The organism is Rhodococcus sp. 3258 (assembly GCF_031456475.1).
GTDB lineage: Bacteria > Actinomycetota > Actinomycetes > Mycobacteriales > Mycobacteriaceae > Rhodococcoides > Rhodococcoides fascians.
The window spans coordinates 70254-95297 of record NZ_JAVDUT010000004.1; the positions used below are offsets into that span (position 1 = coordinate 70254).

General features: G+C 65.5%; 20 protein-coding genes and 1 riboswitch. Of the genes, 7 read left to right on the forward strand and 13 right to left on the reverse strand.

Translation table 11 applies throughout. The annotated features are described in order from the left end of the window. Positions 1-24 precede the first annotated feature (24 nt). The 6 genes from gcvH (at position 25) to gcvP (ending at position 6570) form a co-directional block, all read left to right on the forward strand. Positions 25-429 carry a glycine cleavage system protein GcvH gene (gcvH, locus tag J2X62_RS14140; protein ID WP_027497169.1) on the forward strand — a complete coding sequence of 135 codons (405 nt, stop codon included), beginning with the start codon at positions 25-27 and terminating at the stop codon, positions 427-429. 229 nt (positions 430-658) lie between these two features. Then, complete coding sequence (gene garA, locus J2X62_RS14145; protein ID WP_027497168.1) at positions 659-1156, forward strand: glycogen accumulation regulator GarA; 498 nt, start codon at positions 659-661, stop codon at positions 1154-1156. Further along, the gene (locus tag J2X62_RS14150; protein ID WP_027497167.1) at positions 1153-1890 is read left to right on the forward strand and encodes a MerR family transcriptional regulator; all 738 of its coding nucleotides are present in this window, start codon (positions 1153-1155) and stop codon (positions 1888-1890) included. The genes garA and J2X62_RS14150 overlap by 4 nt, the downstream gene beginning before the upstream one ends. 97 nt (positions 1891-1987) lie before the next feature. Then, positions 1988-2461, forward strand: coding sequence for a bifunctional nuclease family protein (locus J2X62_RS14155; protein WP_027497166.1), 474 nt, complete (start codon positions 1988-1990; stop codon positions 2459-2461). Between the two features lie 413 nt (positions 2462-2874). Beyond that, positions 2875-3414: a MerR family transcriptional regulator gene (locus J2X62_RS14160; RefSeq protein ID WP_157226114.1), complete on the forward strand. Its 540-nt coding sequence runs from the start codon at positions 2875-2877 to the stop codon at positions 3412-3414. Between the two features lie 12 nt (positions 3415-3426). Further along, a riboswitch (glycine riboswitch) is annotated at positions 3427-3524 on the forward strand. Positions 3525-3729: 205 nt separating this feature from the next. Then, complete coding sequence (gcvP, locus tag J2X62_RS14165; RefSeq protein ID WP_310181762.1) at positions 3730-6570, forward strand: aminomethyl-transferring glycine dehydrogenase; 2841 nt, start codon at positions 3730-3732, stop codon at positions 6568-6570. A gap of 31 nt (positions 6571-6601) precedes the next feature. Here the strand turns inward: gcvP and J2X62_RS14170 are convergent, their stop codons facing one another. From J2X62_RS14170 to J2X62_RS14210, 9 genes are all read right to left on the reverse strand, one after another. Further along, positions 6602-7741: a metallophosphoesterase gene (locus J2X62_RS14170; RefSeq protein WP_310181353.1), complete on the reverse strand. Its 1140-nt coding sequence runs from the start codon at positions 7739-7741 to the stop codon at positions 6602-6604. A 3-nt stretch (positions 7742-7744) separates the two neighbouring features. Beyond that, positions 7745-9409, reverse strand: a complete 1665-nt coding sequence (locus tag J2X62_RS14175; protein ID WP_310181354.1) for a VWA domain-containing protein — start codon at positions 9407-9409, stop codon at positions 7745-7747. Between the two features lie 67 nt (positions 9410-9476). Continuing rightward, entirely contained in the window at positions 9477-11651 is a 2175-nt protein-coding gene (locus tag J2X62_RS14180) for a malate synthase G (RefSeq protein WP_222059447.1), read from the reverse strand. A gap of 64 nt (positions 11652-11715) precedes the next feature. Then, positions 11716-12630: a 3-methyladenine DNA glycosylase gene (locus tag J2X62_RS14185; RefSeq protein WP_310181356.1), complete on the reverse strand. Its 915-nt coding sequence runs from the start codon at positions 12628-12630 to the stop codon at positions 11716-11718. After that, positions 12631-13752 carry a hemolysin family protein gene (locus tag J2X62_RS14190; RefSeq protein ID WP_032370576.1) on the reverse strand — a complete coding sequence of 374 codons (1122 nt, stop codon included), beginning with the start codon at positions 13750-13752 and terminating at the stop codon, positions 12631-12633. It lies immediately after the preceding gene. Further along, complete coding sequence (locus tag J2X62_RS14195; RefSeq protein ID WP_027497158.1) at positions 13745-15124, reverse strand: hemolysin family protein; 1380 nt, start codon at positions 15122-15124, stop codon at positions 13745-13747. The genes J2X62_RS14190 and J2X62_RS14195 overlap by 8 nt, the downstream gene beginning before the upstream one ends. Before the next feature lie 331 nt (positions 15125-15455). Then, complete coding sequence (locus tag J2X62_RS14200; protein WP_283542060.1) at positions 15456-16892, reverse strand: GuaB1 family IMP dehydrogenase-related protein; 1437 nt, start codon at positions 16890-16892, stop codon at positions 15456-15458. An 11-nt stretch (positions 16893-16903) separates the two neighbouring features. Beyond that, on the reverse strand, positions 16904-17803 hold the full coding sequence (locus J2X62_RS14205; RefSeq protein ID WP_032384324.1) for a DMT family transporter: 900 nt from the start codon (positions 17801-17803) through the stop codon (positions 16904-16906). After that, on the reverse strand, positions 17800-19128 hold the full coding sequence (locus J2X62_RS14210; RefSeq protein WP_032366173.1) for a DEAD/DEAH box helicase: 1329 nt from the start codon (positions 19126-19128) through the stop codon (positions 17800-17802). Before J2X62_RS14210 ends, J2X62_RS14205 begins: the two co-directional genes overlap by 4 nt. A gap of 87 nt (positions 19129-19215) precedes the next feature. On the opposite strand from J2X62_RS14210, the gene J2X62_RS14215 reads away from it, so the two are divergent. Continuing rightward, the gene (locus J2X62_RS14215; protein WP_052073772.1) at positions 19216-19743 is read left to right on the forward strand and encodes a DUF4262 domain-containing protein; all 528 of its coding nucleotides are present in this window, start codon (positions 19216-19218) and stop codon (positions 19741-19743) included. Positions 19744-19814: 71 nt separating this feature from the next. On the opposite strand, the gene gndA is transcribed toward J2X62_RS14215, so the two are convergent. The 4 genes from gndA to J2X62_RS14235 all read right to left on the reverse strand — a co-directional run bounded on the left by gndA (position 19815) and on the right by J2X62_RS14235 (position 24868). After that, on the reverse strand, positions 19815-21266 hold the full coding sequence (gene gndA / locus J2X62_RS14220; RefSeq protein ID WP_032366174.1) for an NADP-dependent phosphogluconate dehydrogenase: 1452 nt from the start codon (positions 21264-21266) through the stop codon (positions 19815-19817). A 164-nt stretch (positions 21267-21430) separates the two neighbouring features. Further along, complete coding sequence (locus tag J2X62_RS14225; protein ID WP_032370571.1) at positions 21431-23194, reverse strand: DEAD/DEAH box helicase; 1764 nt, start codon at positions 23192-23194, stop codon at positions 21431-21433. A 277-nt stretch (positions 23195-23471) separates the two neighbouring features. Continuing rightward, positions 23472-24428 carry a M56 family metallopeptidase gene (locus tag J2X62_RS14230; protein WP_310181361.1) on the reverse strand — a complete coding sequence of 319 codons (957 nt, stop codon included), beginning with the start codon at positions 24426-24428 and terminating at the stop codon, positions 23472-23474. A 23-nt stretch (positions 24429-24451) separates the two neighbouring features. Beyond that, positions 24452-24868: a BlaI/MecI/CopY family transcriptional regulator gene (locus J2X62_RS14235; protein WP_032366177.1), complete on the reverse strand. Its 417-nt coding sequence runs from the start codon at positions 24866-24868 to the stop codon at positions 24452-24454. Positions 24869-25044 lie beyond the last annotated feature (176 nt).

The window sequence follows — 25044 nt, forward strand, 5'->3', positions numbered from 1 at the left end:
GCCACGATGGAAGGGAATGCCGCGTTGAGCGACATCGACACACCAGCTGATCTGCTTTACACCCCCGAGCACGAGTGGGTGCAGCGGACGGGGCCCGCGACGGTTCGAATCGGTATCACCGACTACGCCCAGACGCAGTTGGGCGACGTCGTGTTCGTTCAGCTTCCGGCAATCGGTGACAGCGTCACCGCGGGCGAGTCTCTCGGTGAGGTGGAATCGACCAAGAGCGTGTCCGACGTGTTCAGTCCGCTCACGGCCAAAGTCGTTGCCGTGAACGAAGATCTGGATTCCGAACCCGAGAAGGTGAACTCCGGACCGTACACCGGCGGGTGGCTGATCGAGCTCGAGGTCGCATCCTCGGAGGCATTGGACGCGGCGCTGGCACCGATGCTCGATGCCGCCGGATATGCTCTCATCACAGCTGAGTGACGAAGGGCCGTACACACCGGCCAACCGACCACAGGTCCTCGGCGCGCAGGGTACGGTCGACACCGAGCGAACAGCCTGTCGGGGCGAAGGTCGCGCATGGTGAGTGGTCCGCCACGCACCGAGGAACCGAAACGCACCACCGAACGCCAGCAGAACCAGAAGTGAAGACCATGTACTGCGTTACCCGAGGTGATCGTTGCCCGGGTCAACGGACTGAGAAGGAGTAACGGTGAGCCAGAACGACAACGACAGCAACTACGGGGAGTCGCCGGCCGAGACCACCTCGGTCTTCCGCGCCGATTTCCTCCAGGAGCTGGACAACTCCGCTACCGCCCAGAGCACCGAAGCTCCGGTATCGGGTGTCGAGGGCTTGCCTGTCGGAGCTGCCCTGCTCGTCGTCAAGCGTGGTCCCAACGCCGGATCCCGATTCCTGCTCGACCAGCCGACCACGTCGGCCGGTCGTCACCCCGACAGCGACATCTTCCTCGACGACGTCACCGTGAGCCGTCGACATGCAGAGTTCCGCCAGGACGAGGACGACTTCCAGGTCGTCGACGTGGGCAGCCTCAACGGCACCTACGTCAACCGCGAGCCGGTCGACTCCGCCGTGCTGGCCAACGGTGACGAGGTGCAGATCGGCAAGTTCCGTCTGGTCTTCCTCACCGGGCCGCGTGGCGGCAACGGATCTGCAGTCGGCGAGTCGTCTGCGGGTGCAGGAAGCCAGTGACCGCCGTCGGGCAGCAGTCCAGCGGGGGGATGTCGATTGGCTCCGTCCTCGATCGACTCCGGCCCGACTTTCCCGACGTGACCATCTCGAAGATCAGATTCCTCGAAGCCGAGGGTCTGATCTCTCCGGAGCGCACTCCGTCGGGCTATCGGCGTTTCTCGATCGCGGACTGCGAACGGCTGCGGTTCGTGCTCACCGCTCAGCGTGATCAGTACCTGCCGCTGAAGGTGATCAAGGAACAACTCGAAGCGATCGACCACGGCGTTGCAACCGTCGAGAGAGCAGACGCCTCGGTCAAGCGCCCGCGGTCGCTGACGATCGCGGCCGGTGAGGTCTCGCCGGAGGAGTTCCTACCCGATCGCGAGGTCCGCATCAGCAAGGCAGATCTACTGGCCCAGGCCGGCATCGATGACGCCTTCCTGACCGAGTTGCTACGCAGCGGTCTGATCACTCCCGGGCAGGCCGGGTTCTACGACGACGGTGCCGTCACGCTCGCTCGTACCGCGCACGCGATGTTGCAGTTCGGGCTCGAGGTTCGTCACCTCCGTGCGTTCAAGCTCGCGGCGGACCGCGAAGCGGGTCTGGTCGCTCAGATCGCCGGGCCGGTCGCCAAGGGGCGCGATGCCGGTGCGCGTGATCGTGCCGAAGAGATGATCCGGGAATTGGCAGCTCTGTCGTTGACCTTGCATACGTGTCTGGTCAAAGCAGCGGTGCGTGGTGCGCTCGACCGGTGAGGATCGCTCGCGCCGGTTCGGATTCCAATAGACTCGGTTCTGGTGAGCTGGACCAGCGACGACCAGCGAAGATTTCTCGAGGTGTGAGGTGGACACGATGAGTGAAATGCGTGTGGTCGGTATTCGTGTCGAACAGCCGCAGAACCAGCCCGTGTTGCTGCTGCGTGAATCCGACGGAGATAGGTACCTCCCGATTTGGATCGGCCAAACCGAAGCTGCCGCAATAGCTTTGGAGCAGCAAGGTGTGCAGCCGGCTCGGCCGCTGACGCACGATCTGGTGAAGAACCTGATCTCTGCGTTGGGGCACGAGCTCAAGGAGGTGCGCATCGTGGACCTCCAGGAAGGCACCTTCTACGCCGATCTCGTATTCGACAAGGACATCCGCGTGTCGGCGAGGCCGTCGGATTCGGTTGCCATCGCGCTCCGCGCCGGAGTCCCGATCTATGCGGAGGAGCCTGTGCTCGCCGAGGCCGGCCTGCTGATGCCGGACGAGCGTGAGGACGAGGTGGAGAAGTTCAAGGAATTCCTCGAATCGGTGTCGCCGGACGACTTCAAGGCCACCGACGGGTAACGGAATAGTCTCAACCTCAACTTTAGGTTCAGGTTTACGGCGCGTTGCGTTGAATCTGGTCGATTGCCCCCATAACGTTCGTGCCAGTGAAGTTCATCGCCGGCGCAGTTCGGACCGACGCAGTTCACGCCTCTTCGATTGCCGCCGAGGCGTAGTCTGGCCCTGGTACACGGTATGACTTCACGCGAGTACACCGAGGCGTTCAGGCGCGCCTCGGACGGATCCCAGTACTGACTGGATCCGAACGCAGTGAGACATCCGAGAGGGAGCAGTCAGTGGGAGATCAGCCGCAGCAGCATCACGGCAGTCGAGAATCCGACGCCGCAAGCCGGACAGAGGACGCGTCCGCAGCCGATGCTCGGGTCGAGACCCCCGACGAGGCGTCGAATCGCCCTGTCGCACAGTCGCAGGACATTCAACCCGGCCTGTTCCCCGACGATTCGGTGCCCGACGAACTCGTCGGATACCGCGTACCCAGCGCGTGCCAGATTGCCGGCATCACCTATCGGCAACTCGACTACTGGGCGCGTACGGGCCTGGTCGTACCGTCCATCCGAGGCGCAGCAGGTTCGGGCAGCCAGCGGCTGTACTCGTTCAAGGACATGCTGGTCCTCAAGATCGTCAAGCGCCTACTCGACACCGGAATCTCGTTGCAGAACATCCGCGTCGCGGTGGATCACCTGCGCCAGCGTGGTGTCGGCGACCTCGCCAACATCACCCTGTTCTCCGACGGCACCACCGTCTACGAGTGCACGTCGGCCGAGGAAGTAGTCGACCTGCTGCAGGGCGGGCAGGGCGTCTTCGGTATCGCCGTCAACGGCGCGATGCGCGAGCTCACCGGCACCATCGCCGACTTCCCGGCCGAGCGAGCAGACGGCGGAGAGAGCCAGCCGAGCCCCGAAGACGAACTGGCGTCCCGCCGCAAGAATCGCGCGAGTCGTAAGACCGGCTAGACTTCTCACCGTCGCGCCTGCGCGGGAGAGTTCCGAGGCATCCAGTCTCGGACGCCGAAGGAGCAATACCTCCCCGTCAATCTCTCAGGCACACGGACCGTGTGGGCTTCGACAACTCTGGAAAGTGGTGGGAGCACCCACCCGCCCAAGGGGAAAGGTGCCGGTGCGCGCACGTCAGCGCGCCGTGTTCTACCGAATCTCTCAGGCGCACGCGTCAGCGAGCACACGACAGAGGGGGAGGAGCGGTCGGCGCGTATGCCCCGGCCGTCCGACGCCTTGTCTTGGGACCCCTGGGAGTAGACCGTGACCGACCGAATGACTTCGACCGCATCGGCTTTCGTCGACAGACACATCGGCCCCGACACCACCGAACTGGCCCGCATTCTCGATGCAATCGGTGTCGACGGCCTCGACGAGCTGGCCCGCAAGGCTGTTCCCGAGTCCATTCTCGATACCGTCGTCGACGGGGTTCCCGATGGCCTGGCAACATTGCCGCCTGCTCTGAGCGAGCACGATGCGCTGGCCGCGCTGGCCGATCTCGCCGGCCGCAACACGGTGGCCACCTCGATGATCGGCCTGGGCTACTACGACACCCTGACGCCTCCGGTGCTCACGCGCGGCATCCTGGAGAATCCGGCCTGGTACACCGCCTACACCCCCTATCAGCCCGAGATCAGTCAGGGCCGACTCGAGGCACTGCTCAATTTCCAGACGATGGTGTCGGACCTGACCGGTATGGATGTCGCGAATGCCTCCATGCTCGACGAGTCCACTGCCGCAGCCGAATCCATGACGCTCATGCGTCGCGCCAACCGAGGCTCGAAGTCACCCCGCCTCGTCGTCGATTCGGATATCTTCCCGCAGACCAAAGCCGTCCTCGCCACGCGCGCCGAACCCCTCGGGATCGAGCTGGTGTACGCCGACCTCGCCGACGGCCTGCCCGAAGGCGACTTCTTCGGAGTGCTGGCGCAGCTGCCGGGAGCATCAGGCCGTCTGGTGGACCACACCGCCACGATCGAAGCAGCACACGAGCGCGGTGCGCTGGTTGCAGTCGGGGTCGATCTGCTGGCCGCCACCCTGGTGACCGCGCCCGGCGAAATCGGTGCCGACGTCTGCTTCGGAACCACCCAGCGCTTCGGGGTTCCGATGGGGTACGGCGGTCCGCATGCCGGTTATCTCGCAGTGCGCTCCGGGCACTCGCGCCAGCTGCCCGGGAGGTTGGTCGGAGTGTCCGTCGATGCAGACGGACATCGGGCCTACCGCTTGGCCCTGCAGACGCGCGAGCAGCACATTCGCCGTGAGAAGGCGACCTCCAACATCTGCACCGCCCAGGTGCTGTTGGCCATCGTGGCCGCGATGTACGCCAGCTACCACGGCGCGGATGGGCTGCGCGCGATCGCACTTCGCGTCAACACCCGTGCTCGAACCGTCGCAGCAGGGTTGCAGGCTGCGGGCATCGACGTGGTGCATGCCGAGTTCTTCGATACCGTGCTCGCCGCGGTCCCCGGCGCGGCCCACACCGTCGTCGATGCCGCCAAACAACGCGGTATCAACCTCCGACCGGTCGACGACGATCACGTCGCGATCGCCTGTGACGAGGCAACCACGGAGGCTCACATCGTCGATGTGCTCGCTGCATTCGGTGCCGAGCCCGCCGGACCGGGAGCCGAGTCCGTCCCGGCCGATTGGGCCCGCACGTCCGAGTACCTGACGCATCCCGCCTTCACGCGCTACCGCACCGAGACAGCCATGCTGCGCTACCTTCGCGCGCTGTCGGACAAGGACATCGCCCTCGACCGCAGCATGATCCCGCTGGGATCGTGCACGATGAAGTTGAACGCGACCGCTGAAATGGAGTCGATCACCTGGCCTCAGTTCGCGCGCCAACACCCGTTCGCGCCGTCGACCGACGTTCCCGGACTACTCCGGGTGATCGCCGACCTCGAACAGTGGCTCGTCGACATCACCGGCTACGACGCGGTCAGCCTGCAGCCCAATGCAGGAAGCCAGGGCGAGTACGCGGGACTACTTGCGATCCGCCGATACCACCAGGCCAACGGCGACACCGGTCGCACGGTCTGCTTGATCCCGTCGAGCGCACACGGCACCAACGCCGCCTCCGCGGTGATGGTCGGGATGCGCGTCGTCGTGGTGGCGTGCCGACCGAACGGAGACGTCGACGTCGACGACCTGCGGGCCAAGATCGCCGAGCACGCCGACACCCTCGCCGCCATCATGATCACCTACCCCTCCACCCACGGTGTGTACGAGCACGAGATATCCGATATCTGCGCCGCGGTGCACGACGCGGGTGGACAGGTGTACGTCGACGGTGCCAACCTCAACGCTCTGGTCGGGTTGGCTCGGCCGGGTCGTTTCGGCGGAGACGTCAGTCACCTGAACCTGCACAAGACCTTCTGCATCCCGCACGGCGGTGGCGGTCCCGGCGTCGGACCCATCGGCGTCCGTTCGCATCTGCAGCCGTACCTGCCCGGCCACCCGCTGGCACCGCAACTGGGCGACGGTCCGACCGTTGCGGGCGCGCCGTACGGAAGCGCGTCGATCCTGACGATCACGTGGGCATACATCGCGATGATGGGTGCGCAGGGACTGCGCCGGGCGACCTTGACCGCCATCGCGTCGGCCAACTACATCGCGCGCCGCCTCGACGAGTACTTCCCCGTGCTCTACACCGGCGACAACGGCATGGTGGCGCACGAGTGCATCCTCGATCTGCGAGGTCTGACCAAGGACACCGGCGTCACCGTCGACGACGTGGCGAAGAGACTGGCGGACTACGGCTTCCACGCGCCGACGATGAGCTTCCCGGTGCCGGGGACCCTGATGGTCGAGCCGACCGAGAGCGAGAATCTGGAGGAGATCGACGCATTCTGCGACGCGATGATCTCCATCCGCAGGGAAATCGACCGCGTCGGCTCCGGCGAGTGGACCGTAGAGGACAACCCGTTGCGCGGCGCTCCGCACACGGCGCAATGCCTCGTCGCAGACTGGGACCACCCGTACTCGCGGGAACTCGCGGCGTACCCCGCAGGCTACGACCGACCGAAGGTGTGGCCCGCGGTCCGGCGGATCGACGGCGCGCACGGCGACCGCAACCTGGTGTGTTCCTGCCCGCCGATCGAGGCGTTCGCCTGACCTGCTGTTCGCCCGATGGACGAGCGGATGGTCAGCCCCGCGTGAGTTCGAGCATCGCGATCTCGGGCGGGGCTGCTACGCGTACCGGCGGACCCCACGCGCCTGCACCGCGGGTGGTGTAGAGCGTGGTGTCACCGATCGTGTCCAGCCCCTCGACACTGGGCTGCTGGAGCGGCACCAGATAGCGGATCGGCCAGATCTGCCCGCCGTGAGTGTGTCCGGACACCTGCATGTCCACGCCCAGCTCGGAGGCCTCCACAGCCTGCTTGGGCTGATGAGCCATCAACAGCACGAAGCGATCCGGGTCGATGCCGTCGAGCGCAGCGCCGAGATTCGGTTCGTACGGTTCCGGGGCAGTGGCGTCGTTGATGCCGGCGATATCGATGGCAGCGCCATCACGGGTGATCGTCGTGCGCTCGTTGCGCAACACGTCGATGTCGAGGGTCGACCAGAAGTCGAGCCACTCTCCGCCGTCGCCCGCGTAGAACTCGTGGTTGCCGCTGACAGCGAAGACCCCGAGAGGGGCTTCGAGGTCGCGCAGCGGCTCGAGGTCTTCTCCGACCAACTCCACTGTCCCGTCGATGAGATCGCCGTCGAGCAGCACGACATCAGGCTGCTGCGCGTTGACCGAATCCACGACCGTGCGCACGAAGCCCGCACCGTGAGACGGTCCGGCGTGAATATCGGACACCAATGCCACTCGCAGACCGTCGAATTCGGCCGGCAACCGGTCGAGCGCAACCTGGGTGCGTGTGACACGAGGCGAGGCGGCTTCGACGAGGCCGTACCCCACTGCGACGACGCTGACGAGAGCCACGACGACGGAGCCGACCCGCGATATGCGCAGCCGAACAGCAGTCGAATCACGATGCGACAGCGCGAACATCACCCGCACGACGGTGCAGATAAGAGCAACGAGGACCGTGCCGAGGAACAGATACAACACCACCGCCAACCAGGTCAGGCCGAGGAAAGCCGGGCCACGGGCCCAGGACGGATCGAACTCGACGCCGCTGCCGAAGCCGACCACCGCGCACAACCACAGAAGTATCAGCAACAGATCTGCAGGGCGTCCGACACGTGCCGGTGCCCTCGTTACGGAGAGAAACCGCCAGTGCAGGAAGAGCGTGACGAGGAGTAGGAAGACGCCGACAAAAAGTACACGAGACATGTTCTAGTACAGCAACTTTCCGAGTCGATCGAGGAGGTCTGGGGAATCCGATGTCGGGACCGTGTCCACGGTGCCGCCGGTGCGAGCTGCGATGTCGGTGAACACGGGGGCAGGGCTGCCGTCGCCGATGCGCACGACGTTCACCGCGACCGGCCGCGCCGGATCGGACGCCGATGTCAGTTCGGTGAGTAGCTCGTCCGCCGACAAGGGTGAGTCGTCCGGGCCGTCCGTGATCAGCACGACCGAATTGACGCGGCCGGGGACGTAACCGGCCACGGCGTCGAGATACGCGACGAGGACGGACGCGTACGTGAACGAGCCGGTTGCCGGCGTCAACGCCTCAGCGGTCGCATCGAGGGCGGAGCGCCTCGGAGTGGTCCCGACGGGAACTGTCATCGGTCCGGTCGGGACATCCACCCGGAAGGGCAGCGAGTTGTTCAGGTCTTCGCTGAAACTCCACAGACCGAGTTCGGTGGCGTCGGGGACTCGTCGGAACTGCTCGCTCAGTGCGCGAACAGTGTTCTGCAGCCGCGTCGCACCGCCTTCGGTGGTGCGCATCGACTCGGACACGTCGAGTAGAACAGTGGCACGGCGGGGCAGAACCGGATTGCGAAGCACAGCGAGCAGAGCGTCGGCAACCGGCCCCGATGGTGGGGCGACGATGCCCGCGTCCTGGGGCTCGTCCACGCTGAATCCCGCGTCCAGGAGTGTCTGCGTACCGTCGGGCTGACGAACGAAATCCACGAATGCCGCGGCTGCTCGGGTGGAGGTCTCGTCACCGGAGAGCACGACCGCCGGATGATCGGCGACAGGCGTTGCACCCTGTGGGCGAACGGCGGTCAGCGTCGAGGAATCGGTCGACGCGAGTTGCTGTTCGGTGACCGGGACCGCGTGGACGGCGGCGTCGGGGCCTGCGGCATTCTCGAGCGCCGCGAGGGCGTCGTACGTGGTGGAGGCCGAGGTTGCGGCAGCGCCGGTATCGGTCACCGCCAACTCCGACATCGCCGACACCAGTGGCGTCGAGGAGGCCTCATCGACGGTGAGTGCGGTGGTCGGGTCACCGCGTACGCCTGCCGCGATGGCCGTGACCGCAAGAGTGCTCGCGCCGGTGTCGGAGCCGGACGGCACGGCGAGTCGAAGCCCACCCCACTCGGGGAGTCCGAGAGCCTGCGGGTTGCGTTGCAGTCGTATCAGATCTGCCCAGCTAGAGCCTGCAGCGACGACGGCGTCGGCCACCGCGCTCGGTGCAGCGAGGACGATCGGACTCGATGCGACGGGCCGCGGCGTACCGTCGATGGCTCCACGGTCGGCGACGGCCTCGACGTCTGCCGAGGACTGGGGTATCCACAGACCTGGACGAGCGCCGAGCGCACCGACATCCCAATTGTCGGCGCCGGAGTTCAGTGTCGCCCGCACCGCATCGGACGCGATGGCTCGAACCTCTACTGTTACACAGTGATCGCGAATTACCGGGGCGGTCGCGTCGAATCGTGTTGCCAGCTGTTCGATCGCGGCGGAGATGTCGGGGTCGGCCGCCACGGTGAGGACGGCCGGTCCCTCCACGCAGGTGTCGGCTGCCTCGATCCCCTGATCCGAAATTCGATCACGCAGCGCAAACCATCCGAACACGGCTGCCACCAGGACCGCGATCGTCAGTACGACGATCACGGGCCCGGCGGCTATGGAACGTCCGCGCCCTGAGTTCCGGTGTTCACCCACGTGGTCGACAAGTCCGTCAGGCGTTGACGGCCTTGTACTCCCGTCGGCGACGATGCAGGATCGGCTCGGTGTACCCGTTGGGCTGGCTCGTGCCCTGGAAGATCAGATCACTCGCAGCCTGGAAGGCGATGTTGGTGTCGAAATCGGGTGCCAACGGCTTGTACGTCGGATCGGACGCGTTCTGCCGGTCGACCACCGGTGCCATTCGCTTCAGCGATTCGCGCACCTGCTCCTCGGTGACAATGCCGTGCCGCAACCAGTTCGCGATGAACTGGCTCGAAATGCGCAGCGTCGCACGGTCTTCCATGAGAGCGATGTCGTTGATGTCGGGCACCTTGGAGCATCCGACACCGTGGTCGATCCAGCGCACGACATAACCGAGGATGGACTGCGAATTGTTGTCGAGTTCGTTCTGCTTCTCCTCGTCGGTCCAGTCGGTGGACGGCGCGAGAGGGATCTCGAGGATCTCGTCGACGGTGGCGCGCTTGGCTTTCGCGATCTCGTGCTGACGGGCGAACACGTCGACCTTGTGATAGTGCAAGGCGTGCAGGGTCGCTGCGGTGGGGGAGGGAACCCACGCAGTGTTCGCGCCGGCCTTGGGGTGGCCGATCTTCTGCTCGAGCATGTCGTGCATCAGATCGGGCATGGCCCACATGCCCTTGCCGATCTGCGCCTTGCCCTGCAAGCCGGCCGCCAGCCCGGTGTCGACATTGAAGTCCTCGTAGGCGGCAATCCACTTCTCGCCCTTCATCGCTCCCTTGCGAACGACGGGCCCTGCCTCCATCGAGGTGTGAATCTCGTCGCCGGTGCGGTCGAGGAAGCCGGTGTTGATGAACACGACCCGCTCGGACGCGGCCTGGATGCAGGCCTTGAGGTTGACCGTCGTGCGGCGCTCCTCGTCCATGATGCCGACCTTGAGCGTGTTGGTGGGCAGGCCGAGAACCTGCTCGACCCGGCCGAACAGTTCGGCGGTGAAGGCGACCTCGTCCGGTCCGTGCATCTTCGGCTTGACGATGTAGAGCGAGCCCGTGCGCGAGTTCGAGAGCACGTTGTCCGGAGTCAGCGAGTGCAGACCGGCGAGCGAGGTGAACAGTGCATCGAGGATGCCCTCGGGGACCTCGTTGCCCTCGGCGTCGAGGATCGCGTCGGAGGTCATCAGGTGGCCGACGTTGCGGACGAACAGCAGCGAACGGCCGTGCAGCGTCAACTCGGAACCGTCGACCGAGGTGTAGGTGCGGTCCTTGTTCATCGCACGAGTGAACGTCTTGCCGCCCTTGGAGACCTCCTCGGTGAGATCGCCCTTCATCAGGCCGAGCCAGTTGCGGTAGCCCAGAACCTTGTCGTCGGCATCGACTGCGGCGACCGAATCCTCGAAGTCCATGATCGTGGTGACAGCCGACTCGAGCAGCACGTCCTTGACGCCTGCTCCGTCGGTCTTGCCGATCGGGCTCTCGGGGTCGATCTGGATCTCGAAGTGCAAACCGTTGTTCACGAACAGGATGGCCGTCGGCGCATCGGGTGTGCCCTGGTATCCCAACAGCTGTGCCGGATCCTTCAGGCCCACGGTGCTGCCATCGGCCAACGTCACTGTCAGCGACGCGGCGTCGACGACGTATCCGGTGGTCCCGACGTGCGAGCCGGAGCTCAGCGGCAATGCCTCGTCGAGGAAGTCACGCGCGAACGCGATGACCTTGTCTCCGCGGACCTTGTTGTAGCTCGAGCCCTTCTCGGCTCCGTCGGTCTCGGGAATGGCGTCCGTTCCGTAGAGGGCGTCGTAGAGCGAGCCCCATCGTGCGTTGGAGGCATTGATCGCAAAGCGTGCATTGAGCACAGGAACCACCAGCTGCGGCCCGGCCGTGGTGGTGATCTCGGTGTCCACGCCGGAGGTGGTGATCTGGAAGTCGGCAGGCTCGTCGAGCAGGTAGCCGATCTCTTTCAGGAAGGTCTTGTACGCTGCGCGGTCGTAATCGGCACCGGCATGTTCGCCGTGCCACGCGTCGACCTTGCCCTGGATCTCGTCACGGACGGCAAGCAACGCTTTGTTCTTGGGAGCGAGATCGGCGATCACCGACGCGGCACCGGCCCAGAAGGCCTCCGAATCTACGTCGGTACCCGGCAGCGCCTCCTTCTCGACGAAATCGAATAGGACCTTGGCGACCTGAAGTCCACCAGCCTGCACACGATCGGTCATGAATTCCTCACTCTTTCCGGTCACGGACACCGGTGACGGTGTCCCCACGACAACGCTGTCGATGTTACTCGGCGGTAGGTCCGACGCCGAACCCGCCGCCGGTGAGCAGATTTCGACACCGATCCACCAGTGCCGAGCGTAGGGGAGCGGCCTTTTCCGACAGCTCTCCCTGCGCGCGAACATACTCTGCCCGTCCAACCGCAGTTTCGATTCGGATGGGATCGAGATGGTACTCGCTCAGGTCGTACGGACTTGCGCGCATATCGATCGTTCGCGCCTCCAACGCCAACTCGAAACAGTCGGTCACGAACTCCGAGTCGATCAACGGACCCAATTTGTAGCACCACTTGTACAGATCCATCGACGCGTGGATGCAACCGGGCTGCTCGGACCCCAGGCGCGACTCGGGGGACAACGCGAGGGCGTTACGCGGTACCGCGTCCTCGGTGAAGAAGCGGTAGGCGTCGTAGTGAGTGCACCGCAACGTCATCGAGTCCACCACGGCGTCGGTTCCCTCGTGACCGAGTCGCAACGGGACCTGGCTGTGCCGGACTGCCGAGTCGCCGCCGCGGTAGACCATCGCCCATTCGTGCAGACCGAAGCAGCCGAGCAGGGGCGCTCGCTCCCGCGTCGCCGACAGCAGACCCAGAACGAACTCGATGCTGGGCCGGCGTCGCTCGAGCAGATCCGACCGCACCCGGAATCCTGGACCGTCCGCAGTCTCGACCTGCTCGTACGAGGCGAACTCGGCGAAGTCACGCGCCCGATCGCCCGTCAGAACCGTGCCGTGGCCGGGATTCCATCGGCGCAACTGACCCGGGCGATGGCTGTAGTAGGTGAACAAGAAATCCACCACCGGATGCACATTGCCGTGTCCGCGATCGACCAGATAGCTGCCGACGAGACTCTCCACCCGCGCCGAGTGCACGTCTCGCCGGGCAGTCCACTCCGCCTCGGTCAGCGTTGCCGATCCGCCCATTCAGACGTTCCGCGGGGTACCGGTAGGTGCGGACTGACCCGGTCGGGGACCGGCGACACGGTGAGTCCCGTCTCGAACCGTGCCCACGAACTCCTCCACCAGATCCTCCAGCGCGACGATGCCGACCGTGGCACCGGTCGCATCGTGCACGGCACCGAGGTGGCTACTGGCGCGCCGCAGCTTCGTCAGCGCGTCGTCGAGCACGGTGTCTATGGACACCACCGGCAGGGCCCTGACGTCGCTGCGGGGAATGACGGTCTCCGGGCCGGCGGAGTCGTCGGCCATGTCGTCGAGCACGTCCTTCAGGTGCAGATAGCCCACCAGGGAACCGCTCGCATCACGCACCGGGTACCGAGAGAACCCGGTTTCGATGACTGCGCGTTCCACCGAACCGAGGGTCGGACCGAGAGTGTGGTCCGGCCCGGACAGCTCGATACTCCGAACCTGATGCGAGGGAATCAGAACCTCGGCCACGGTTCGGCCCGAGGTCTCGAGAGCCTGGCGCAATCTGCGGTGTTCCTCGGCGTCGATCAGTCCCTCCGAGCGCGATTCGCCGATCATCTGCGACAGCTCCACCGCCGAGACGGACGAACTCAGTTCGTCCTTGGGCTCGATGCGAAGCATGCGCAGCGTCAGGTTGGCGCACAGGTTGTAGAACGAGATCAGGGGCAACGCCACCTTGATGAACATCAGGTGGATGGGCACGAGCACCATGGCGGTGCTCTCCGGGCCGGCGATGGCGATGTTCTTCGGGACCATCTCGCCGACGAGGATGTGCAGAACGACGACGAGTGTCAGCGCGATGGCGAAGGCGATCGGGTGCAGGAACGAGCCGGGGATGCCGACCAGCTCCAGGGGCACCTCGATCAAGTGCGCGACCGCGGGCTCGGCGACGCGGCCGAGCAGAATCGAGCAGATCGTGATGCCGAGTTGTGCCGCGGCGAGCATCTGCGACAGATTCTGACCGGCCTCGATGACGCTCTGCGCGCGCTTCTTGCCCTGCGCCAGCAATGCTTCGAGACGATCACGGCGAGCTGAGATCAGTGCGAACTCGGCACCGACGAAGAAGGCGTTTCCGGCCAGCAGCAGAACTGCCAGACCTACCCCGAGAAAGTCACCCATCGACCTCACCGTCCGATCGCAGACGCGCCACTGCTTCGGCGTCGACCGGCAGGATCAGCACACGATCGATACGGCGGCCGTCCATGCGGATCACGCGCGCCATCCACCCGCCGTCGCCGTCGGGGACGTCCTCCGTCGCCGGGGACGGTAGAAGCACCGCGTCTCCCTCTGATGGAATCCGGCCGAGTTGCATCAGTACCAGGCCCCCGATGGTTTCGTATTCGCCTTCCGGGGCCGAATAGCCCGTCGCCGACGCAACCTCGTCGATGCGAAGCAGCCCCGCGCAGTCCCAGCCGTCGCCCGAACGAGCGACGTCCAGTTCCGGCTCGTCGTGTTCGTCGCGCACGTCGCCGACGATCTCCTCGATCAGATCTTCCATCGTCACCATGCCTGCGGTGCCGCCGTACTCGTCCACCACGAGGGCTACCTGCATTCCGTCGGCTCGTACGCGTTCCATCACAGCGTCGCCGTCCAGGCTCGACGGAACGACCGGAACGTCGCGCGCCAGGGACTCGACAGTGGTGGACCGGCGGTCCGCTCCGGCCACCGTGAACGCATGCTTGATGTGTACGACGCCGACGGTGTCGTCCAGGTCGCCGTCGACCACCGGGAACCGAGAAAAGCCCGTTCGCGCAGCGGTTTCGATCAGGTCGGCGACGGTCGCGTCGGTGGCGAGAGTCTCGATCTTGACCCGCGGAGTCATCAGTTCCTCGGCGGTGCGGTCGCCGAACTGCAACGACCGGTCGACCAGACGTGCGGTGTTCTCGTCGATCGAGCCCTGCTGGGCCGACGTCCGGACCAGTGAACCGAGCTCCTGCGGTGACCTCGCCGAACGCAGTTCCTCGGCCGGTTCGATGCCGAGCCGTCGCACGAGCCAGTTGGCCGAGCCGTTGAGTCCGTTGATCGCCCATTTGAAGATCAGGGAGAACCCGGCCATCGCTCCGGCTGTGACCCGCGCGGTCGACATCGGTTTCGCAATGGCGATGTTCTTGGGGACCAGTTCACCGAAGATCATCGAGAACGACGTGGCCAAGATCAGAGCCACCGCGAGGGAGATGCCCGACGCGAGAGAGTCCGAGGCACCCAGCGCGGTGGTCACCGGCCTGATAAATCCTGCCAGCACCGGCTCCGCGAGATAACCGGTGATGAGGGTGGTGATCGTGATGCCCAACTGCGCGCCCGACAACTGAAAAGACAGCGTCTTGTGAGCATGCAGAACTTGACGCGAGCGTAGGTCGCCGTTCTCGGCCTGAGACTCGACCGCACTGCGTTCGAGAGCAGTGAGGGAGAACTCTGCCGCGACGAAGAGGGCAGTACCTGCCGTCAGCGCCACGAAGCCGATCAGGCTGACGATGGTGACGAGAGTGGCCACAGGTCAACGCCGCCGAAGTTGAGAGAGCAGTACCGCTCCGCTCGTCTGCGGGGACCTGTCGAAATCGGTGTCGCCGGGTTTCTCTCCCGGCTCGATAGAGGATCCCTCCGATGTGGAACCGTCGTCGTGCTGTTCCGCAGTTGCCGAACCGGCAACCGAAATAGTGGGTGCCTCGGGCACCTGATTCCCTTCTGTCTGGTTCGCGTTGCGGCACACCGGTGGTGGCCGACGCGTCGTCGATCCGCGCCGAGTCGACGTTGTCGTCTCGGCGCGGGCAACGACAGCGAACGTCGTCGAACTCGTAGTGGGTGAGTCTAACCGTCTCGGTGCGTTACCACCCGGACGGCAGGGGGCGCCCTTCGGCAAATCCTGCGGCCGACTGGACCCCGAGGACGGCTCGTTCGGCCAATTCGGGCAGGGAACGGGCCCCGGCATAAGTGCATGTGCTGCGCACACCTGCGCAGATGTGATCGATGAGGTCTTCGACGCCGGGACGATCAGGATCCAGCCGCATCCGGGAACTGGAAATCCCTTCCTCGAACAACGCCTTGCGGGCGCGGTCGAAGGCCCCGTCGGTGGCAGTGCGCGCCGCGACGGCACGCTTGGACGCCATGCCGAAGCTTTCCTTGTATCGGTTGCCCGCCGCGTCGACGCGAAGGTCTCCGGGAGATTCGTAGGTGCCCGCGAACCAGGATCCGATCATGACGTTGGCGGCACCGGCCGCGAGCGCGAGCGCGACGTCGCGAGGATGGCGAACACCGCCGTCGGCCCAGACCGACGCACCGAGTTCGGCTGCGGCAGCCGAACAGTCGGCCACGGCCGAGAACTGCGGCCGACCCACGCCGGTCATCATGCGAGTGGTGCACATGGCCCCGGGGCCGACACCGACCTTGACTATGTCCGCACCCGCCGCCACCAGGTCACGGGTGCCCTGAGCGGAGACGACGTTGCCGGCGGCGAGCGGTACGCCGAGATCGAGCGAACGCACTTCGGCCAACGCTTCGAGCATCTTCTGTTGGTGCCCGTGGGCGGTATCCATCACCAGGACGTCGGCACCGGCCTCGACCAGTGCCGTCGCCTTCTTCGCCACGTCGCCGTTGATGCCGACCGCGGCAGCGATCCGCAGCCGTCCCGACGCGTCGACGGCAGGAGCGTAGATGCCGGTGCGGACGGCACCGGTGTTCGTCACCACACCGGCCAACGAACCGTCGTCCTCGACGACGATCGCGAGCCGGGCGTGGGCGGCCTCCATCAGCTCGAAGACCTCTTTGGGTGAGGCGTTGCGGGCCACCCGCACGAAGTCGGTCGCGGCCACCGAGCTGAGCCGAGCGAAGCGATCGACGTCCGCGCAGGCGCTCTCGGTGACGACACCGACGGGCTTGCCGTGCTCGACGATCACCACGGATCCATGAGCGCGCTTGTGCACCAGGGCGAGCGCATCGGAGACCGAGGCGTTGGGGCCGAGAACGACCGGTGTGTCGGCAACGAGATCTCTGCTCTTGACGAATGCGACCGTTTCGGCGACGGCCTCGGTGGGCAGGTCCTGCGGAATGACGGCAATGGCACCGCGTCGTGCGACGGTCTCGGCCATCCGCCGACCCGATACTGCGGTCATGTTCGACACCACGATCGGAATGGTCGTTCCCGACCCGTCGACCGTGCTGAGGTCCACGTCGAAACGAGAAGTGACATCGGTCCGGTTCGGGACGAGGAAGACGTCGTCGTAGGTGAGATCGTAGGGCGGCTGGTGACCATCGAGGAACTGCACGTTGATCGAGACTACCGGTCGGATGGACTTCCTGGGTTCGACGCCCCGTCCCGAGCGGTCGGTTCGGACGCGTTCGCAGCCTGCGTACGCGACAGCAGGACCGTCGTGACGACCATGACGGCCACGGCCACGACGATGACCGTCAGGGCTGCGCCCTCGGTTCTGATTCGCTCGTTCAGGACAGTGACTCCGACGAACGCCGCGCCGAGTGGTTCACAGATCGTCACGGCCGGCATCGACGCCGACAGCGGACCCACCTGGAATGCACGCTGCTGCAGGTAGAAGCCGACGACGCCGGATCCGATCAGCGTGTAGGTCTGCCAGGCCGTCAGCGCCTCGACCGGGTTACCGTCGACGAGGTCGGTGACGTTCTTGGTCAGCGCAGCCGCCAGGCCGAACAGCAATCCTCCCGCTGCACCGAGGAGTAGTGCCCGAACTCCCGGCGAGGTGAGCAGCAATCCGCCCGCGGCGGCGCAGCCGACCACGACGGCCACCACGATCAGTGGAACGAGCCATTGCACGAAAGGGGCGTCGGTATTGCCCTCGCTCGGGTCGCCCACCACGATGAAGACGGCGAGTGCCGCGGCCATCGCCACGGCGAGCGCCCAGGTGGTGGCGGGCAGTGTTCTCCCGACCAGCTTTGCCGACATCGGGAGAGCGAACAGCAGTGCTGTCACCAGCAGAGGTTGGACGATCAGTACCGAGCCGACCCACAGCGCGGCGATCTGAACCGCATAGCCACCGCCGTCTCCGAGGACCCCTACCCACCACCGCGGGCTGCGCACCAGTGCCGAAACGAGGGATTCACCTTCGGGGACGGACGCGGCCGCACTCTGTTGCGCGACCGACGCGCAGGCGAACAGGAACGCCGAAATCAGCGCGAGTACGACCGCCGGCCAGGACGCGGTCACCCGCGTCGTCCTCTGCTACCGCCACCCCGCCGGCTCCCGGTGCCATCGCTCCGCCCACGCCTGCCCGGCGTACCCGTCCGGCCCGCACCGCGCGCAGTTCGGGGGTCGGCCCCAGCACCGCTCGTCGTCGGTACCGAGGCCGGTAGCGGTCGACCGATCGGGGTGCGTGCGCCCGTCGGTCGACGCCACGCGGACTGGTCCAGATCGGTATCGATGACCGTGGCGGCAACGCCGGCCTCGTCGGCCATCGATCGGACGCGATCCAACTGGTCGTCCGTTGCCAGCGTCACGACGGTTCCGCGGGCACCCGCACGTGCAGTACGTCCGGCGCGGTGCAGGTAATCCTTGAAATCGACCGGGGGATCGACGTGAACCACGAGCGTCACGTCGTCGACGTGAACACCGCGGGCTGCCACGTCGGTTGCGATGAGAGCCACGGACGTGCCCTCGCCGAAGGCCGCGAGCGATCGGGTGCGGTGCGCCTGAGTCTTGTTGCCGTGCAACGACGATACCGGCACACCCAGCGCGAGGCACTCGTCGGTGAGTCGATCGACGGCATGGGTGGTCCGTAGGAACAGAAGTGTCTTCCCGTCGCGGTTGGCAAGTGCGGCAGCGACTTCGGTCTTTCGGGCCGCGTCGATTCGGAAGACGAAATGGGTCATGTCGGGTTCGCTGACGGCTGCCGCGGTGGAGTGCACAGCGGGGTCTTTCAGAAACTTCTCGACCAGCCCGTCGACCTCCCCGTCCAGCGTCGCGGAGAACAGCATCCTCTGACCGTGTGCCGGGGTGGCGGCGAGCAGTGAATCGACTTGAGGCAGGAAACCCATGTCCACCATGCGATCTGCCTCGTCGATAACGGTGACCTCGACATGCTCGAGTGTGATCGAGCGTCGCTGGAGGAGATCGATGAGCCGGCCGGGAGTCGCGACCACGATGTCGACTCCGCGCTGAATATCTCGGACGTTGCGTTCGAGCGGAACACCTCCGACGACGCCGACGGTTCGAAGTCCGAAGGTGGCACCGTGGATGTCGAGTACTTCACGAATCTGCAGTGCCAGTTCCCGCGTGGGGGCGAGAATCAACCCGCGCGGTGCCGCAGGTGCGCTTCGCTTGCCGGCGAGGTGGACGAGAATCGGCAGTGAGAACGCCAGGGTCTTACCCGAGCCCGTGGGTGCGCGCCCGAGGACGTCCCGTCCGGCAAGGGCATCGGGGATCGCCGCGACCTGAATGGGAAACGGGTCGCGAGCACCTGCATTCCTGAGGGAGTGCACCAGAACGACGGGGAGACCGAGGTCTGCGAACGATCGAGTGGATTGACCCGGCATGGAGCTGACCTTACCGCCGCATCGACGACGCGTTCGACCGTTCTTGTCGGTACCGCACGCAATACTTGTCCTAGAACGTGAGTTCGAATGGCGTTCGAGACGCAATCTCCGCAGGGGCGGTTGCACGGCGAAGGTGGGGGAGTCATGTGCAAGATGTGCCGAGGGTTCGGTGTCGACAAATACATCGATGATGTGAGGGCAACGATCGAGACATTCGGGTGGGCGCTGCAGTACGTGGAATCGGAGGTCGATCGAGACGGCATTCATCCCGCGTTCTGCTACACGGTCGGTCTCACCGACTTGGGCAGCCCCGAAATCGTCGTGACGGGACGCGGGCCACGTGAATCCTCGATGATCCTGAACGCGCTGGGGACTTCGGTGGCGTCGGGGATGTTGGACATCGAATCCGGAATCGGTTGTGCAGCAGCAGGATTCGATCTTCTGGCCATCGACGTACCGGATTGTGCGGACATACTGTACGTCGCCTCCGACGTGTACGGCACGGGACGCTTCAGCGCCGTACAAGCCGTCTGGAGGGACCTCGAAGGTGCACTGCCGTGGGAGGGAATTCCGTCGACGGTGGTGCAACCCATACTCGGGCCGGTGCCCTTCTGAGCGAGCGAAGACCGGTCACACCGGTGGCACCGCACGAAAGTACGCGCGGTGCCACCGGCGGGGGACCGATGTCAGGCTTCGATCTCGGAGCGATCTCCACTCCACAGAGTGTGGAACTTGCCCTCGGAATCGGTGCGCTCGTAGGTGTGCGCACCGAAGAAGTCGCGCTGTCCCTGTGTCAGGGCGGCAGGCAGACGCTCGGCACGCAGCGCGTCGTAGTACGAGAGCGAGGATGCGAACGCAGGCACCGGGATGCCGAGCGACGCAGCCGTGATGACGACGCGCCGCCAACTGTCGATCGCGTTCTCGATGGCGTCACGGAAGTACGGCGCCAGGATGAGGCTCGGTAGTTCGGCGTTGTCGTCGTACGCGTCCTTGATGCGGTTCAGGAATCGCGCCCGAATGATGCAGCCACCACGCCAGATCGTGGCGAGATCGCCCGGATGCAGATTCCAATCGTATTCGGCGCTACCCGCCGCGATCTGATCGAAGCCCTGTGCGTAGGCGACGATCTTCGACGCGTACAGCGCCCGGCTGATGTCGTGGGTGAACTGCTCGGCATCGGTCGGCTTGTCGGCCAATGTTCCCGATGCGAGGCCGACAGCGGCCTTGCGCTGGGCTCGCGATCCCGACAGAGCCCGTGCGAACACTGCCTCGGCGATGCCGGTCACGGGCACTCCGAGATCGAGTGCCGCCTTGACGGTCCATCGACCGGTGCCCTTCTGTTCGGCAGCATCGACGATCACATCGACCAGTGGCTGCCCGGTCTTCGCGTCGACCTGGCGAAGGACCTCCGCAGTGATCTCGACGAGGTAGCTCTCCAGATCGCCCTTGTTCCACTCGGTGAAGACGTCTGCAACCTGGGCAGGCGTGTACCCGAGCGCGTCGCGAAAGAGGTTGTACGCCTCGCCGATGAGCTGCATATCGGCGTATTCGATGCCGTTGTGCACCATCTTGACGAAGTGGCCGGAGCCGTCGGGCCCGATGTGGGTGCAGCACGGCGTGCCGTCCACCTGCGCAGCGATGGACTCGAGCAACGGTCCCAGTGCCTTGTAGGACTCGGCCGGGCCACCCGGCATGATCGACGGGCCGTTGAGCGCGCCCTCTTCGCCGCCGGAAATACCGGCACCGACGAATAGCAGACCGCGGTCCTTCATGGCCGCCTCGCGGCGGATCGTATCCGTGTAGAGCGCGTTGCCGCCGTCGATGATGATGTCGCCTTCCTCCATCACACCGGCGAGTTCCTCGATCACCGCATCTGTCGGGTCGCCTGCCTTCACCATGATGAGCACGCGCCGCGGCTTCGCCAGCGCGGCCACGAACTCCTCGATGGTCTCGGTACGGATGAAGTTGCCCTCGGTACCGTGCTCGGCGATCAACGCGTCGGTTTTCGCGATACTGCGGTTGTGCAACGCGACAGTGTGCCCGTGGTGGGCGAAGTTACGCGCGATGTTGGAGCCCATGACGGCGAGTCCGGTGACTCCGATCTGAGCCAGTTCTGTCTCTTTTGCTGCTGAGGTCATACAGACAGCTTTCCTTGCCGCGCGATTTCGCGCGAGCCAACCCCCTGGGTCGGGTGCGACGCCGGCCGACACGACGAAAAAGGTGCCGCATTCGCGAAGAATGCGGCACCTCGTGGTTCGAGCGACGAAGCCCGTCGAATCAGGGCTTCGCCTCGAACGATCGATCAGTGGCTGCGTGCAGGCCCGTCGAAACCGTCGTACGAACGACGCTCGGTGCGGCTACGGAACCCACCCGACCGGTTCTCGTCCTGGCGCGGGGCGGATGCGGGACGACGGTTGTCCGAGCCACGGTTGTCCGAGCCGCGACCTTCGTAACCGCGACCCTCTGAGCCGCGGTACGAGCTCGAGTCGGAGCGACGCGGGCGGTCACCCTGGTAGCCGCCTTCGCTGCGCGGGTTGGATCCCTGGTAGCCGCCGGTGCGAGGGCTCGATCCCTGGTATCCCGTGCGGGGACGGTCACCCTGGTAGCCGCCTTCGCTGCGCGGGTTGGATCCCTGGTAGCCGCCGGTGCGAGGGCTCGATCCCTGGTATCCGGTGCGGGGACGGTCACCCTGGTAGCCGCCTTCGCTGCGCGGGTTGGACCCCTGGTAGCCACCGCTGCGGGGGTTGGACCCCTGGTAGCCACCGGTGCGCGGGCGGCTGTTGCGATCACGCGGGGTGGATTCGGCACGCAACGGCTCACCGGTCGGCTTCTTGGCTCCGGTGATGCTGTTGAGTTCGGCCGAACCGGGGGAGACGTTGACCGCGGTGGCCTTGACGCCGGCCATCCCGGTCAAACGCAGAACCTGACGACGCTGATTGGGGAGCACGATCGCGACGACGGTGCCCTTTTCTCCGGCGCGTGCCGTGCGGCCGGCGCGGTGCAGGTAGTCCTTGTGGTCGGCGGGCGGATCGACGTGTACGACCAGGTCGATTCCGTCGACGTGAATTCCGCGGGCCGCGACGTCGGTGGCCACGAGAACAGGGGTGCGACCGTTCTTGAATCGCTCGAGCACTCGGGTGCGCTGGTTCTGTGCCTTGCCGCCGTGCAGCGACTCTGCAGCGATGCCGAGGGCGCGCAGGCGATCGGTGATGCCGTCGCAGCCCAGCTTGGTGCGCGCGAACATGATGGTGCGGCCGCCTTCACGGGCACCGATCTCCGAGAGCACCAGATCCTTCTGGCCGCGGTCGACCATGAGGACGTAGTGGTCCATGGTTCGGACGCTGGCCTTGCCGTCCTGGGTGGAGTGCTCGACGTGGTCGGGCAGGAACTGGCGAACCAGTGACTGGACCTCGCGGTCGAGGGTGGCCGAGAACAGCATCCGCTGTCCGTCTGCGGGTGTATCGGCGAGTACGGCGCGCACCTCGGGCAGGAAGCCCATATCGGCCATCTGATCGGCCTCGTCGAGCGCGGTGATCTCGATGGAGTCGAGGATGCAGGTGCCCTGACGCAGGTGATCTGCCAGTCGTCCCGGAGTGGCGACCAGTACGTCGACTCCGCGGCGAAGCTGCTCGACCTGCTTGTTGAACGGGGTGCCGCCGACGGCAGGCATGACCCGGAGGCCCTGTGCGTTGGCGTAGGGAGCGAGCGACTCGACTACCTGGAACGCGAGTTCGCGGGTGGGAACCAGTACGAGCGAACGCGGGCGCTTGGCGGCCGGTCGATCGGTGTGCAGCGACAGGCGCTGCAGAATCGGCAGGCCGAAGGCGAGGGTCTTGCCCGAACCTGTCTGCGCGCGACCGAGGACGTTCTTGCCGGCGATGGCGTCGGGAAGCGCCTTTTCCTGGATGGGGGACGGCACGGTGATCGAGTTACGAGCGAGAGCCGCGACGACTGCCTCGGGCAGACCGAGCTCGGCGAAAGTGAACGCCGGTGCCGCTGCGGGCGTCGGTACGGCCGTCGAGTCGGACTCGGGGGAAACGGTGGTATTGGAAACAGCGTTGGTCACGCAGTAAAGCCTCTCCGGATTGCGGGCACGCCAATAAGCCCGAAGCTGAGAGACCCGACGAGAAGGGAAACACGAAAAACAGCCAGAACACATTGATACGAGCCAGGGCACTGTCACCTGGCCATCGGTACGCAGGTCGAACCTGCATAAAGTGGGGCTGTTTGTGCCATTTCGATTGCTTGGTCGCGATGGCGACCGAGTTCTACTGTACGGGACGTACCGCCATTTGTTCACCCGGATGGGTGTGACCTGCGTGACCCCCTGGGGAGGCGCTCGATCAGCCGAGGAGTTTGCTCAGCTCTTCGAGCCACGGCATCGCAACGTAGATGGTCGGCAGCACGAGTATGACGACGGCGGCCAGATATGCCACAGCGGCGATCCGGACGTCGCTGCCCGGCCCGCTCAACCGCTGGACGCGAATGAGTGTGTGCGGTCCGCCGGCTGCCATGGCACCCCGCGGTGCGGTGGATCCGGCACACGTCACGAGTGCGCGCGCGAGAGGGGTGGGTCCGGTGACCTTGACCGCCGTGTCATCGGCCAGCAGTTCGACCAACAGCTGAACGCTGCTCAGGGCGGACTTGCTACGAACAATTCTGGGGAACGCCTCGTTGACCGCGGTGAACGCTTCCAGTACGAGATCGTGCCGGGATCGTAGGTGTGATCGCTCGTGGCTGAGGATCGCGGTCACCTCCGCTTCGGAGAGGCTGGCAAGCGTTCCGCGGCTCAGCACCACCCGCTGCCGTAGTCCGGGCAGGCAATACGCAATCGGTTCCGCCGCGTCCAGAACCCGGATGTCTGCATCACGCAGGCCCCTGAACGGATTGTCGCTCTTGTCGGTCCGGTCGAGCAGATCGACCAACATGCGATGACGGGAGCGGCGACGGCGGGTACGCACCGCCACCTGAGCCACCGAGAAGATCAGTTTCGCTCCGATGCCCAGAGTGATCGCGAGCACCACCACGTACAAGGTCCACAGAGGCAGGCCCAAGGCGTCGATCTCGTCGGTCGGAGCCGTGGTCGGACGGCCGTCGGGGCCCGGCACGAGCAGCAATCCGCCGATTGCGAGGCCGGAACTGAAGGCCGACAACACGGCCGCGAGGGCGATGGCCTGCCACAGCACCAGAGCAGCGCGAGGAGACCGGTACGGCCAGCTCGCACGGGCGAGCATCGCCGGCACAGGTCCAGCCAGGATCAGCGCGAGTATCGCGAATACCAGCGCAGTGGTGGAGTTCATGTCCTCACTTACTACGAGGAGCCTCAGTCCGTCGGACGGCCTTCTGCAGCAGAAGGTGACTCTGTCGTCGATTGTGCCACTTCCAGCGCCGCGAGTGCTTCACGGAGGGCGGCGGCCTCATCTGCTCCGACCTGCCCGACGAAGTGCACGAGGGCGGCTGCACGACCGCCGGAGGCGGGGGCCTGGGACAACGCGTCGACCATCAGGCTCGCGACCAACTCGTCGCGACCATGGACCGGGGCGTAGCGGTGAGCTCGGTCGTCGCGCTGCTGGACGACCAAACTTTTCTTCGCCAGACGCTGCAGGACCGTCATCACGGTCGTGTACGCGAGTTCACGATGAGTCGCAAGGGCCTCGTGGACCTGACGAACGGTCTGCGGCTCCGTCGATTCCCACAGATGGTCCATTACTGCGCGTTCCAATTCACCAAGGCCAGCCATTCCTCCGAGTCTACGGCCAGTCCGACGCGGATGCGTACTACTCGTAGTAGTAACTACCGTCCGAGTGCTGTGGTCTCGGTCATAGCCGCGGTCGAGTGGCGTCGGCGGGTCGTGACCGTGAGCGGGTCCGTGGGCATACTCTGTCGAGAGTTGGTGCCGCTGGGCCGAGTCGGAAA

Coding starts and splice junctions, on each gene's coding strand:
- J2X62_RS14185 (WP_310181356.1), bottom strand. CDS start 12,630: ATGGGCGGATCGGCAACGCTGACCGAGGCGGAGTGGACTGCCCGGCGA.
- J2X62_RS14210 (WP_032366173.1), bottom strand. CDS start 19,128: ATGCCGGGTCAATCCACTCGATCGTTCGCAGACCTCGGTCTCCCCGTC.
- gndA (WP_032366174.1), bottom strand. CDS start 21,266: ATGACCTCAGCAGCAAAAGAGACAGAACTGGCTCAGATCGGAGTCACC.
- J2X62_RS14170 (WP_310181353.1), bottom strand. CDS start 7,741: ATGTCTCGTGTACTTTTTGTCGGCGTCTTCCTACTCCTCGTCACGCTC.
- J2X62_RS14235 (WP_032366177.1), bottom strand. CDS start 24,868: ATGGCTGGCCTTGGTGAATTGGAACGCGCAGTAATGGACCATCTGTGG.
- J2X62_RS14155 (WP_027497166.1), top strand. CDS start 1,988: ATGAGTGAAATGCGTGTGGTCGGTATTCGTGTCGAACAGCCGCAGAAC.
- J2X62_RS14180 (WP_222059447.1), bottom strand. CDS start 11,651: ATGACCGATCGTGTGCAGGCTGGTGGACTTCAGGTCGCCAAGGTCCTA.
- J2X62_RS14190 (WP_032370576.1), bottom strand. CDS start 13,752: ATGGGTGACTTTCTCGGGGTAGGTCTGGCAGTTCTGCTGCTGGCCGGA.
- gcvP (WP_310181762.1), top strand. CDS start 3,730: ATGACTTCGACCGCATCGGCTTTCGTCGACAGACACATCGGCCCCGAC.
- J2X62_RS14215 (WP_052073772.1), top strand. CDS start 19,216: ATGGCGTTCGAGACGCAATCTCCGCAGGGGCGGTTGCACGGCGAAGGT.
- J2X62_RS14230 (WP_310181361.1), bottom strand. CDS start 24,428: ATGAACTCCACCACTGCGCTGGTATTCGCGATACTCGCGCTGATCCTG.